This is a genomic window from Vibrio sp. SG41-7 (assembly GCF_014164465.1).
Classification (GTDB): Bacteria; Pseudomonadota; Gammaproteobacteria; order Enterobacterales; family Vibrionaceae; genus Vibrio; species Vibrio splendidus.
Map to the genome: position 1 here is coordinate 1 of NZ_JACJFF010000046.1, position 13,370 is coordinate 13,370.

The 13,370-nt window shown below is 44.3% G+C and carries 11 protein-coding genes; 3 read left to right on the forward strand and 8 right to left on the reverse strand.

The features are described from left to right. From H5300_RS13570 to H5300_RS13580, 3 genes are all read right to left on the reverse strand, one after another. Positions 1-3,152: FimV/HubP family polar landmark protein (locus H5300_RS13570; protein WP_310736124.1), on the reverse strand; the 3,152-nt coding region annotated here is incomplete at its 3' end. Between the two features lie 207 nt (positions 3,153-3,359). Next, complete coding sequence (locus H5300_RS13575; RefSeq protein ID WP_004734159.1) at positions 3,360-4,373, reverse strand: aspartate-semialdehyde dehydrogenase; 1,014 nt, start codon at positions 4,371-4,373, stop codon at positions 3,360-3,362. A gap of 12 nt (positions 4,374-4,385) precedes the next feature. Further along, a complete protein-coding gene (locus H5300_RS13580; RefSeq protein ID WP_182796177.1) occupies positions 4,386-5,519 on the reverse strand; it encodes a 4-phosphoerythronate dehydrogenase in 1,134 nt (377 codons plus the stop codon). A gap of 161 nt (positions 5,520-5,680) precedes the next feature. Between H5300_RS13580 and H5300_RS28475 the strand changes: the two genes are divergently transcribed. Next, positions 5,681-5,893, forward strand: coding sequence for a hypothetical protein (locus tag H5300_RS28475; protein WP_102384724.1), 213 nt, complete (start codon positions 5,681-5,683; stop codon positions 5,891-5,893). Between the two features lie 139 nt (positions 5,894-6,032). Here the strand turns inward: H5300_RS28475 and fabB are convergent, their stop codons facing one another. Beyond that, complete coding sequence (gene fabB, locus H5300_RS13585; protein ID WP_010436883.1) at positions 6,033-7,244, reverse strand: beta-ketoacyl-ACP synthase I; 1,212 nt, start codon at positions 7,242-7,244, stop codon at positions 6,033-6,035. Positions 7,245-7,300: 56 nt separating this feature from the next. Here fabB and mnmC point away from each other — a divergent pair, with 56 nt between their 5' ends. Further along, the gene (gene mnmC, locus H5300_RS13590; RefSeq protein WP_182796178.1) at positions 7,301-9,448 is read left to right on the forward strand and encodes a bifunctional tRNA (5-methylaminomethyl-2-thiouridine)(34)-methyltransferase MnmD/FAD-dependent 5-carboxymethylaminomethyl-2-thiouridine(34) oxidoreductase MnmC; all 2,148 of its coding nucleotides are present in this window, start codon (positions 7,301-7,303) and stop codon (positions 9,446-9,448) included. Between the two features lie 223 nt (positions 9,449-9,671). Here the strand turns inward: mnmC and H5300_RS13595 are convergent, their stop codons facing one another. From H5300_RS13595 to H5300_RS13605, 3 genes are all read right to left on the reverse strand, one after another. Then, positions 9,672-10,193, reverse strand: a complete 522-nt coding sequence (locus H5300_RS13595; RefSeq protein ID WP_017084073.1) for an NADPH-dependent FMN reductase — start codon at positions 10,191-10,193, stop codon at positions 9,672-9,674. A gap of 188 nt (positions 10,194-10,381) precedes the next feature. Beyond that, a complete protein-coding gene (locus tag H5300_RS13600; protein WP_102475303.1) occupies positions 10,382-10,645 on the reverse strand; it encodes a YfcL family protein in 264 nt (87 codons plus the stop codon). Positions 10,646-10,654: 9 nt separating this feature from the next. Next, on the reverse strand, positions 10,655-11,185 hold the full coding sequence (locus H5300_RS13605; RefSeq protein WP_182796179.1) for an elongation factor P hydroxylase: 531 nt from the start codon (positions 11,183-11,185) through the stop codon (positions 10,655-10,657). A 299-nt stretch (positions 11,186-11,484) separates the two neighbouring features. Between H5300_RS13605 and H5300_RS13610 the strand changes: the two genes are divergently transcribed. Beyond that, the gene (locus H5300_RS13610) at positions 11,485-12,108 is read left to right on the forward strand and encodes a trimeric intracellular cation channel family protein (protein WP_004734183.1); all 624 of its coding nucleotides are present in this window, start codon (positions 11,485-11,487) and stop codon (positions 12,106-12,108) included. A 114-nt stretch (positions 12,109-12,222) separates the two neighbouring features. Here H5300_RS13610 and aroC read toward each other — a convergent pair whose 3' ends face one another. Then, positions 12,223-13,308 carry a chorismate synthase gene (gene aroC, locus H5300_RS13615; RefSeq protein WP_004734182.1) on the reverse strand — a complete coding sequence of 362 codons (1,086 nt, stop codon included), beginning with the start codon at positions 13,306-13,308 and terminating at the stop codon, positions 12,223-12,225. Between the last annotated feature and the right edge of the window lie 62 nt (positions 13,309-13,370).

A 13,370-nucleotide genomic window follows, 5' to 3' on the forward strand; every position in this document is an offset into this window, starting at 1 on the left:
GGCTCTGGCTCTGGCTCTGGCTCTGGCTCTGGCAAGGATTCAACGATATTTTCAAGTTCATCGCTACCTTGAATTTTCGGTTCAAAGTCAAAATCAGAGTCTATATTCGCAGGAGATTCAACATCATCAATGGCTTCGGCTAACCAATCTTCTACCGTTTCTTCATCGTCTTCAGAGATTTCATTTAAAGACGACGGCGAAGCTTGATCTTCAGTACTCGCAGCGATGTCTTCACGCTGATGTTGTACGTCGGCTTCTTTCGGTTCTAATTCTTGTTGCTCAGTATCTTCTTGAGTCGGCTCTTCAAAAACTGGTTTGTCAAAGTCAGAATTCTCAGAGAGCAACGAGTCAATATCCAGTTCATCATCTTTAACAGACGACACCGCTTCTTCTGGTGATAATTCATGACTATCAGAAAGGTCCGTTTTTTCTGGCTCCAAAGCACTTTCGATTGATGCTTCAGCTGGCTCTTCAGTAGCTTGCAACGAATCGCTGTCATCAGAAGTCATCAACTCATCAATCAATGCTTCATCTGTTGTTTCTAGTGCGTCATCAAGCAACGCATCCGTTGCAGGCGCTACACCAAACAAGTCATCGATAAAGTCATCACGATTAAAGGCTTCATCATTTTCTGGCTTAACATCAGCACCGTCTTGAATCAGTTCTGAATCTAATGAAGCATCACCAACAAGTTCAGGTTGTGGTGTTTCAGTAATGTCCGTTATTTGCTCAGGCTCGACTTCAGAAGGCTCTGACGTTAATTGAGTATGTTCAACCTCTGAATCCTTGATAAGGTCGTCGCTGGCTTTATCAGAACCAAAGGCAGCATCTAGCTCTTTATCAAACGTCTGCTCTTCTGATTCAAGCTCGTCTTCAATACCACTTGTCAGTAAATCATCAAACGGGTCTAAAGATTCAGATTTTGGTGAATCAGTTTGGTCCGCTGAAAGCGCATCATCCGATAGTTCACTATCAAGGAAATCATCCAGTAAGTCGGTGCTCTCTGCATCGAGTTCGAAATCATCCTCAGAATCTCCGATTAATTCATCCAGAGTTTCCGTGCTGTCTTCTGCAATGTTCAGCTCATCATCAGTCGATAAACCAGAAAGCTCTTCAAGTTCGGATAAGGCATCAAAACCTAAAGGCTCACTTTCAGGCTCATCATCCGATTCATCGCCCAGCATTTCATCAAGGAGTTCGGTCGAGTTGCTTAGGTCAACGTCATCCCCTTCCAACTGCTCATCAAGTAGATCAACGCTGTCTTGAGTCTCTTCATCAACGATTGGCTTATCAAACTGAGACAGGATGTTTTCGATATCATCATCAGACGCCAAACCATTGTTTAGGTTCGTCGCTATTTCATCGTCGCTATCGAGGTTGAAAGGATCATTCGCTTGCTCGTTCTGAGCGGCAACCTGAGCAAAGATGTCATCAATATCATCCTCTACACTAGGAGTTGCAGATTGAGTGGTCTGTTGTTCAGAGATCAGAGCATCAATATCAAAGTCGTCATTGCTTATGTCCGAAGGCGTAGCATCGCTTTGTTGTTCTGAGATAAGCGCATCGATATCAAAATCATCGGTTATTGATGTGTCGGCACTAGAAGTAGAATCACTTTGCTCTTCCGAAATCAAAGCATCGATGTCGAAGCTATCATCATCTTCGTCATCAAGAGAAAACAGGTCATCTAATAGTGACTGGTCTAATTCGTTAGAGCCTAAATCTTCAGTCTCGGATTCTTTAGATAGCAGTGCTTCAATGTCATCAGCAGACATTGCGTTATCATCTGAGAGGTCAAAATCGACTTCATCGGTATCAAGTGCGCTTTCTGCGCTTTTATCGAGCGCGCGCTCCATCTCTTCAAGACCAAGCGCTTTCTCTTCACCATTAACACTAATGCCGTTGCTGCTGTCCAAGTCCAGATCATCAAAGTTAGTGTCTAAATCACCATTTTCGCCAATGCTCGCAAATGGGTCATCATCTTCACCGTCGAGATTGAAATCGAGATCAGATTCATCCAATCCTGCAAATACATCATCTTCTTCAGCAAGAGCTTGGTCGTCAAACAACTTATTGGCATCGTCTTCAGTGCCAAACAGGTCATCGTCTAAAGACAGCTCGTTAAGGTCGTCCATCTCGTCGCCCAGTGTAATAGGCGCGACGTTGCTTGGTTCAGGCTGCATCGGTTGTTCTTGAGTGTTTTGCTGTTGTTCTTCACTTTTAGAACGACGACCTATCAGCATCACGATGATCAAGCCAAGTAGAAGACCCGGAATAATCGCAAGAGCCGCAACTAACCAACCATTAGATAACAGTTCATCCATGGCACTTGGTGCCATTTTTTCAATTTCGGCGTTCTTTCTACGCTCTTCATCAAGTAGCTTTTCCACTTCGCTACGAATGCGGTCTTCATCACTGAGCTCTGTTTTTAGCTCATCCACTTCCAATTGAACATTCGACAGCATCAAACGAAGTTGATGGTTTTTTTCTTCGAGTGACAGTAACTCAGTTTCTGAAAGCTCTAACTGCTTCTCAAGGTGGTTCATTTCCTTGGCACCGGTTAGCGGCTTGCTATTCACTATCTCTTGATTACCAATTATCGATTTATCGACAACTTTAGGTTCGATAACCTTAGCTTTGGATTGTGCATTTTTAGGTGCTACATCTGGTCGACTTGACGCTTGCGCTACTTTAGGTTTTGAAGCGGTAGGCTTTGTCGCAGGAGCATCAAGCTTAGCAAGGTGCGAGTTCATGATGTTGATAGCTTGCTGCGTCGAACTTGCACGAGCTTGCTCTAAAGAAGGCACACGTAAATTACTGGCAGGCAGCAGGCTATGGATATTCTGATTTTCAAACGCTTGTGGGTTTAAGCGATAAATCGCCAACAATGTTTGTTGGACTGAAACGGAGTTATCAGGGCGTAACCTTGAAGCAATAGACCATAGCGTTTCTGAGCCACTAGTTGGACCATAGAAACGTGAAGGCTCAGCGCTATTCAATTGCGCTCTTTGAAGAGGTTCTGAAAACGTAGGCGCTGATTGTATCTGGCCATTAGGCCCTACAACTCGAATGGAATCTGCACGAACAACGGAAATCTGAGTCGCAATGATAAAGGCAAAAGGCATTAACCACGGCTTGAAAAATTGAAACATAAAAGGCTCAGCTAGGTGCTTAAATTCGGAAAAGTGATGATCTATTAAATATATCGGATAAATGACGTAAAACTATAGAGATGAAAACAAAAAATGTGTTGCAGCAACAATATTCGCAGCAATTTCACACAATTTGACTAACAATATTTTCAATCGATTAAAAAAGCCCCACTAAAGAGTGAGGCTTGATAATCAAAGCAATGAAGCTTAGAAGTAATCGCGAATCAGAACTTCAGCGATTTGAACTGCGTTTGTCGCTGCGCCTTTACGAACGTTATCAGCTACTACCCACATGTTCACGCCGCTGTGATGGCTGATGTCGCTACGAATACGACCAACCATTACGTGGTCCTTACCACCCGCATCACGAACTTGAGTTGGGAAGTCTAGCGCTTGGAATACTTCAACGCCTTCCGTATTCTCTAGAAGTTGAATAACTTGCTCTGCACCGATTGGCGCGCGAGTTTCAACGTGTAGAGATTCAGCGTGACCGTAGAACACAGGAACACGAACACAAGTCGGGTTCACCGTGATTGACGAATCAGCAAAGATTTTCTGAGTTTCCCAAACCATCTTCATTTCTTCACGTGTGTAGCCGTTCTCTGTAAATTCATCGATTTGAGGAATACAGTTGAACGCGATCTGCTGTGAGAATGCTGACTTGTCAGCTGGCATGCCGTTAAGAAGCTTAGCCGTTTGACCTGCTAGCTCATCGATACCCGGCTTACCTGCACCAGACACAGATTGGTAAGTTGAAACGTTAATACGCTCAAGACCCACTTCATCGTGAATTGGTTTAAGTGCTACTACCATCTGAATAGTAGAGCAGTTAGGGTTCGCGATGATGTTGCGGTTACGGAACTCAGCAATCGCTTCAGGGTTAACTTCTGGCACAACCAGAGGAACATCATATTCGTAACGGAAACGTGATGTGTTATCGATAACAACCACACCTTCGTCAGCGGCGATTGGAGCCCAACGTTCTGAAAGCTCGCTACCTGCAGAGAAAAACGCAATATGTACTTGAGACCAATCGAAGTCTTCTACGTTTTGTACTTGTATTGTTTTGCCGTTAAAACGGGAAGTTTTGCCTTCACTACGTTCACTTGCTAGTAAGTGCATTTCACCGACAGGGAATTTACGCTCTTTAAGTACTTCAAGAATGGTTTCACCAACCGCACCAGTCGCACCTAAAATAGCAATATTAAATTCTTGGCTCATTGTTTCTCTCTTTTATAAAGTTGGCTTTACCATAAAACCGAGTTTAGATAACGGCGTCAAATTACAAGATTCGTCGCCCGTTAACTCGACTGCACTGTACTCTCTGCGGTCCCAATATTCTTTACGCATCTTGTCAAAAGAACCCGGCGTAGAGATATTGCGACGGAATAAGGCGTCGTCTTTGCGCACATCATAGATCAACTGAGTCAAATTGTGCAGTGTTGCTTCATCCCAAGCTCTATCTAATTTCATTTGAGGCACTGGTGCTGTTGGCAGAAGATCGCTTGCATAAGCACGCTGTTCAGTACCTAAAAACTCACAATAACTGTTGAAGATCATCGTGGTACCACGTGCTTTACCCTCTAAACCGTAGCCCGCTACGTGAGGAGTTGCAAAAGCAAGCAGTGGAAGTAGCTCAAAATCGACTTCAGGCTCAAACTCAAATACATCAAGAACGGCAGTAAAACCATCGGCTTTTTGCAAGCGAGCTTTTAACGCTTGGTTATCAACAACTGGGCCACGAGCTGCATTAATCAAAATTTGATCAGCACGTAAGTTGTTCAGCACTTGCTCATTGATCAAGTGATGTGTTGGGAACTCACCCGTTTTAGTAATTGGCGTATGCATAGTGATCACGTCCGATTGCTCAAGCAGTGTCTCGAATTCAGTAAACTCACGAGTATCACCCTCTTGTTGTTTTAGAGGATCGTTCAGCAGAACTTTGATACCAATACCTTCAAGGCACTTCGCTAAGTAGCTACCTACCTGACCGCAACCGATAATACCGACCGTTTTGTCGAATACAGAGAAGCCTTGTTGCTGCGCAAGTACCATCATTGCGCTGAAGGCATACTCAGCGACACCCACCTTGTTACAGCCAGGCGCCGCAGTAAAGAAAATGCCACGCTCTTTCATCAATGCTTGGTCGACATGGTCCATACCTGCCGTCGCAGTGCCGACAAACTTCAGCTTGTTGGCTTTGCTAATCAATGACTCATTCACCTTGGTGACAGAGCGAATCATCAATGCGTCTACGTCAACTAGATCGTCAGCAGTTAATGTGCGACCAGACTTCATTGTCACTTCCCCTAGCTGGCTAAATAGCGCTTCAGCATAAGGCATATTTTCGTCGATTAAGATTTTCATTTGGCGAGTACTTTAGTTGGGGTCTATCGACCTAAATGTGAATTGAAATGATTGTGCAAAATTCCACACTCGGTGTCGAGTAGCAAATGGAATACATTATATATAAAGGGCTACGTTGGCATTTATCACACCATATTCCAAAACCGAATCAACACTGAAGATTGTGTAGCCCAGAAACGAAAAATGCCCGATTGAATAAACAATCGGGCAAACATCCAGAACAAAAGGATCCTATCTCGCTCTCCAGGAGACAGAGTCTTGCGTCTGTTCAACCAGTACTAACCAAAGTCAGCACTGATCAAGCTCTGGAAACCTTTCAACTTCTAAATCTTGATTTAAAAAGCTATTTTCTAAAGCGAAGCTTACAAAGCTAGGGTTAAAAAACACGCTTAAAACCATATTTATAAAAGCTATGTTCTGATGGTCATGATTACTGGGCGACCTATGCGTGTTGAATCTGCACTCACGTCACCCATTAACGATTAACCTTTATTAATTTAACCTTAGCTTCAATTAGCCTTGGTATTTTTTGATTACTAGCGTTGCGTTCGTACCGCCGAAACCAAAGCTGTTAGACATAACCGTTGTTAGCTCTTGTTCACGAGCTTCCGTTACGATGTCTAGGCCTGCGCCTGCTTCGTCTAGGTTTGCAACGTTAATGCTTGGTGCGATGAAGCCGTTATCAAGCATTAGCGTTGAGTAAATTGCTTCGTGTACACCAGCCGCACCTAGAGCGTGACCTGTCATCGCTTTAGTTGCTGAGATTGCTGGGCTGTTGCCGCCAAAGACTTCTTGGATTGCACCAAGTTCTTTAACGTCACCAACAGGAGTTGAAGTACCGTGAGTGTTCACGTAGTCAACGCCATCAACGTTTTGCATTGCCATCTTCATACAACGAACTGCGCCTTCACCAGAAGGAGCAACCATGTCGTAGCCATCTGAAGTTGCGCCGTAACCCACGATCTCGCCGTAAATTTTTGCGCCACGAGCAACAGCGTGCTCAAGTTCTTCGATAACTAGCATGCCGCCGCCACCAGAGATAACGAAACCGTCACGATCTGCATCGTAGGTACGAGAAGCAAGTTCAGGAGTGTCGTTGTATTTAGTAGAAAGTGCGCCCATTGCGTCGAACATCATAGTCAGAGACCAATCCAGTTCTTCACCGCCACCAGCGAATACAACGTCTTGTTTACCCAGTTGGATAAGCTCCATTGCGTGACCAATACAGTGTGCAGATGTCGCACATGCAGAACTCATAGAGTAGTTCACACCACGGATTTTGAAAGGAGTTGCTAGACAAGCAGAAACCGTAGAAGCCATTGTACGTGGCACCATGTATGGACCAACGCGCTTCACGCCTTTCTCACGAATGATGTCTACTGCGTTTACTTGGTTTAGAGATGAAGCACCACCTGAACCCGCTACGATACCCGTGCGGTCATTAGATACTTGATCTTCAGTTAAACCAGAATCAGCAATTGCTTGCTCCATTGAAAGATAAGCGAATGCCGCTGCATCACCCATAAAGCGCATTTTTTTGCGATCGATATGGTCAGCAGGGTTCATTTTTAGGTTACCCCAAACTTGAGAGCGCAAGCCATTTTCCTTGAACTGCTCTGAAGCGGTAATACCAGATTTACCCTCTTTCAGTGATGCTAAAACTTCTTCGACGTTGTTACCGATACTTGAAACAATACCCATACCGGTGATTACGACTCGTTTCATGTGACATTCCTATAATTCTAAATTCAGCTAGATGATAACTAAGAAGCCTAACAAAAGTGGTCAGCTTTCCTAGAAATTCGTACAATCCCTACCAACATATCGCTTCAAATCACAAAATGATAGATTTTATGACTTCAATTACTAATGCAGAACTGGAATGGAATGAGTCTGGCACGCCAGTTTCAGACCAATTTGACGACGTTTACTTCTCTAATGTTAACGGTTTAGAAGAAACTCGCTACGTCTTTTTAAAACAAAACCACCTTCCAGAGCGTTGGCTTGAACATCAACAACGCCGTTTTGTGATAGCTGAAACCGGTTTTGGTACAGGGTTGAACTTTCTCGCAGTCTGGCAATGGTTCGATGCTTTTATTAAAGATAACCCACAAGCGATGACCAAAGAGTTACATTTCATCAGTTTTGAAAAATATCCTCTCAATAAAGAGGATCTCATCAAAGCGCACCAATCGTGGCCAGAATTAGCGGAGTATGCGACACAACTCCAAGAACACTACCCTATCGCCCTGCCTGAATGTCACCGTATTGTGCTCAGTGATGGTGCGATCACGCTTGATTTGTGGTTTGGTGATATTAAAGATTGTATGCCAAACGTGCCGACCCCGCATGAAGGTTTGGTTGACGCTTGGTTCTTAGATGGCTTTGCGCCAAGTAAGAACCCAGAAATGTGGAATCAAAACCTATTCAACGGCATGGCCAAATTAGCAAAACAAGATTGCAGTTGTGCAACGTTTACTGCTGCCGGTTTTGTTCGCCGCGGTTTAATCGAAGCTGGCTTTGCAATGAAAAAAGTTAAAGGCTTTGGTACTAAGCGGGAAATGATTGCAGGCCGCCTTAACGAAAAGCACGCTCACACCAACATCAAACCTTGGTATGGCCTAGCTCAACACAGTGATTCACAAGATATCGCCATTATCGGTGGTGGTGTTGCCAGCGCTGCGCTTGCAAAAACCTTAAGCCGACGTGGTAAAAACATCACCCTTTATTGTGAACACCAACAAGCTGCGGGCAATGCCTCTGGCAATAATCAAGGTGCGATTTACCCATTATTGAGTGAAGCGACATCTAATGTTTCAAGAATATTTGGCCCGGGTTTATTGTTTGCCCGCCAATTTATCAATCAAGCAGCGCAATCGGTGAACTTTGATCACAGCTGGTGTGGCGTGAATATCTTAATGTGGGATCAAGGCTCAACTAAAAAGCTCAACCGCATGTTGGAAGGCAATTTCCACACAGACTTGATCCAGCGCTTAACGCCTGAACAAGCGAACGAAAAGATTGGCTTACCGGTCGATAAAGAGAGTGTTTACTTCCCACTGGGTGGGTGGTTAAGCCCTCTTCAGTTGACTCAAGGTTTGATAGGTAAGTTAGAAGAGACCAACCAAGTAAGCGCACACTATCAACATCAAGTAACGCAACTTGAGTGGTTAGAAACAGAGCAGCAATGGTTGCTGACGATTGAGACACCTCAAGGTGAAATTCAAACCAAGCACGATCAAGTGGTTGTCGCGAATGGACACAAGTTCACCCAATTTGAACAAACTCGCCCCGTACCTCTGACACCAGTTAAAGGGCAAGTAAGTCATATCCCGACTACAGAGAATCTCAGCCAGTTAAAAACGGTATTGTGCTTTGATGGCTACCTGACGCCACAAAACCCAAATAATGGTCACCACTGTATTGGCGCGAATTACGATAAAACCAATATCGACCAAGAGTTTGATATTGAGGTTCAGCAACATAATGGCGAGCGCCTGCATGGGTCGCTACCAGACCAAGCATGGACAAAAGATGTCGATACCAGCGGCAACTTAGCGCGCCAAGGTATCCGCAGCGTGAGTCGAGATCACCTACCATTCGTCGGTAATGTTGGCGATTTTGAATCCATCAAAGAGCAATATCAGAATCTGCACAACTTTAATCCGCAGCGTGATGCTATCGACGATATCGAACCTGTTACCAGCTATCCGAACTTGTTCTGCTTTATCGGTTTAGGTTCGCGTGGTTTGAGCTCGACCCCTCTTTTAGCTGAAGTTTTAGCCTCACAAATTTGTGGCGATCCTCTACCTCTTCCGGTTGATGTGCTCGAAGCCATTCATCCATGTCGAATGTGGATTAGAAGATTACGTAAAGGCAAAGCGTTAACAGAAGGTTGGGTCTCAACAAAACAAACCAGTGCGGAATAATCGATTCTAGACTAGGTCTAAATATTCAAATAAGTATTAGGCCGTGTTGAGCTTACGAGCTAATTTTTGCAGCGAAAGGTCAACACGTCCTAGTTCGACCCAAACAAAAAGCCCGAGCATCTCTCAATGTTCGGGCTTTTTGTTTTTCTAATCTTATCTACGTCGCTGCTTCTTATTCTAGAGCAGTTCGTTACTTTTCAGCTATTCGCTTTACTTTCCGCTTTTACAGCTTAGCAATCGCGTCTTTAATTTGAGCGGCAATCTCTTCGTTGCTAATTGAACCCGACTCAAAATCAAAGTTATCGTAGAAGCTAGGCACTGAAAGTGACGCTTTAACGTTACCGCCAAAAAATGGTGCTGAACCTGTTGCTGCGCCAAGTACCGTCTGTGCACCACCCGGGCCCGGAGATGTCGCTAAGTAAACCGCAGGCTTCTCGCCGAATACTGAACGCTCAATGCGTGTCGCCCAGTCAAATAGGTTTTTGTACGCTGCAGGATAGTGACCGTTGTGTTCTGCAAACGAGATAACGAATGCATCGGCTTCAGCTAGGTCACGTAAAAATGCTTGAGCGCCTTCCGCTTGGCCAATCTCTTTTTCAGTGTCTTCACTGAACATAGGCACGTTGTAATCGGTGATGTTTAGGACTTTTACTTCAGCACCTTCAATCAAGTTTGCTGCGTAAGTTGCTAGTGCTTTATTGATAGAGGTAGAGCTTGTGCTTGCGCCAAATGCGATAACTTTCATGATGTGACCTTTTCTGTGATTCCGTTAAGTGGGATTAGAATAACGTAGTCAGAAAATGGAACCATCACAAGAAATGAACGGACTCATTCAAAAATTTCGAATGAGTCTCAAATTATTGGTTCGCTCAAAAATGAGGAGGAAGAGTAATGAGCGAATTACGCTAGACGAATAATGCTAGACGAATAAAATTAAGCTTGGTTTTGCAGCTCAACCCAAAGGTCATTAACGATCGTGCGGTCTGCTGGCGTTAGTTCAGAGCGAGCGTCATCTAGGCTCTTCTCGATGCGTGCTTTAACTTCAGCTACGTCTTCAATACCGTCTTCTTCACATGAAGCCACTGAAAGAGAAATATGACCACGTAAGTAACCACCAGCAAACAGTTCATCGTCTGATGCGTTTTCAATGCGAGCATCAATTACTTCAAGTAGTTTTTCTTCAAATTCGATAATCATAATATTCTCTTATTTCACAATAAATTGGCTAGTACATAAAGGTGCAACATCATAGAAGCTGCGTAATGCTTCAGAGAGCATTTTCACGCGAGGCGGAAGACCAGCTTCAAAGATACCCATGACTTCGCTGTGTACTTTATTCATAAAGGCCAAACGATCTGGCTCAAAATCGCCGTGTAGATTGTCACAGCTGACATTAAAAGGAAAGCCTGCACTGGTCGCAATGATCCATTCATACGCTTGTGGGCGAATTTCTACTTTTTCAAACTCAGCTTGAACCGACTCAGTTCGGCCATCAGGCTCATACCAGTAACCAAAATCTTCCAATAAACGACGCTCAGGACCAGCCACACACCAGTGTGCTATCTCGTGAAGTGCTGACGCGTAAAAGCCGCGAGCAAATACGATACGGTGATGAGAAACCTCCTCATCGGCTGGCAGGTAAATAGGCTCGTCCGCTCCAAGTTCTAGCTTGGTATTAAAGCTCTTGAAAAAGGTTTGATTGAAAATGTCGATGATATCTGAGTATTGGTGGGTCATAAGATCAAATTTAAATAAAAAGAACTGGGGCATTTTGCGTTTTTTTAAGCGCTCGGTAAAGCCCTATCACTGGCAATGACATTAGGTTCATCATAATACTTTACGATGACAATCGATTGCTGATCCCAGATTACACCATTTTGAGGTAAATGATTAGTTTAGCTAATCTGAAATGCCTATTCACGGTACAAATATTCATTCGTCAATCAGCGTTTTTACTACTACACTCGCGCTTCATTTTTATATCCCTATGGCCTATAAGACTCCAATTTATAGACCTAAATTATAGAGCTACAGCAATGCTACTAAGTGTTTTGTATATCATTGGCATCACGGCAGAAGCCATGACCGGCGCTCTCAGTGCTGGCAAACAAAAAATGGATTGGTTTGGTGTAATGTTGGTTGCAAGTGCAACGGCAATTGGCGGCGGTACAGTACGAGATATCTTACTCGGCCATTACCCTTTAGGTTGGGTTGAAAACCCACAATATCTGGCGATCACCTGTATCGCGGGTGTTATCACAACAGGACTGGCTAAATGGGTAATCAAGCTAAAAGGGTTATTCATTCGTTTGGATGCGCTGGGGCTTATCGTATTCAGTATCATTGGTACTAAAGTGGCGATGACCATGGGCCTGCACCCAATGATTTGTATGGTGTCTGCATTGGTTACTGGCGTATTTGGTGGCCTGCTGCGCGATCTTATCTGCCGTCAAACACCATTGGTTCTGCATGAAGAGCTGTATGCATCTGTCGCCCTTGTCGCTTCAGGTTTATACCTAGGTTTGCTTGAGCTTGGCATTAACGACGTAACCGCAACGATTGTTACGCTTGTGGTTGGTTACTTGCTGCGTATGGCGGCCGTACGATTCAAATGGCGCTTGCCTTCATTCCAGCTTGATCCGGAAAGCTCTGTGCATTAGATAATATATTCTCAATTACGCAGAATATAAAAAGGGTTGCTTCATTACGAAGCAACCCTTTTTTTGTTTCTATCAAATCAGTTTCAAATCTGTTCTGAATAAAACGAAGCAGAACTAGATTTTTGGCGTTTCTGTTGTCACACCAAAGTTTTGACCACGGTGACGTAGCAAGTGATCAAGCAATACAATCGCTAACATCGCTTCAGCAATAGGTACCGCACGGATACCCACACATGGATCGTGACGACCTTTAGTGATTAACTGCGTTGCTTCACCGTCTTTAGTGATCGTGTCACCAGGAACAGTAATGCTTGATGTTGGTTTAAGCGCAATACTCGCCACAATATCTTGGCCAGTAGAAATACCGCCTAGGATACCGCCAGCATGGTTGCTGCTGAAGCCTTCTGGAGTTAATGGATCACGGTGTTCACTACCGCGTTGATTAACGACATCAAAGCCATCACCAATCTCAACACCTTTCACCGCATTGATGCTCATTAGAGCGTGTGCGATGTCTGCATCTAGACGGTCAAAGATTGGCTCACCAAGGCCTACAGGCACTTTAGTCGCAACCACTTGAATCTTCGCACCGATCGAGTTGCCTTCTTTTAGCAAGTCACGAATCAGTTGGTCAAATTCCGGTACTTTGTCGGCATCTGGGCAGAAAAACGCGTTGTTTTCAATCTCGTTCCAATCCACTTTATCAATTGAGATATCACCCATTTGAGAAAGGTAAGCTTGGATTTCAACACCAAATTCTTGTTTCAGGTATTTCTTCGCAATTGCACCTGCCGCAACACGCATTGCAGTTTCACGAGCAGAAGAGCGACCGCCGCCACGGTAATCACGTACACCGTACTTTTGATGGTAGGTATAGTCAGCATGACCAGGACGGAATTTGTCTTTAATTTCGGAATAGTCTTTAGAGCGTTGGTCTGTATTTTCAATCAATAGACCAATAGAAGTGCCCGTAGTTTGGCCTTCAAATACACCTGATAAGATTTTGACTTCATCCGCTTCACGGCGAGCCGTTGTATAACGAGAAGTACCAGGGCGACGACGATCCAAATCTCTTTGAAGGTCTGCTTCGGTAATTTCTAATCCTGGTGGGCACCCATCTACGATACATCCTAGTGCGATACCGTGACTTTCTCCGAACGTGGTCACGCGGAAATGTTGTCCGATACTGTTTCCTGCCATTACTTCCTCTAAATCAGCTATTGAGCAGAAGGTTTGATTCCTAAACCGACTGGCTAATAGCT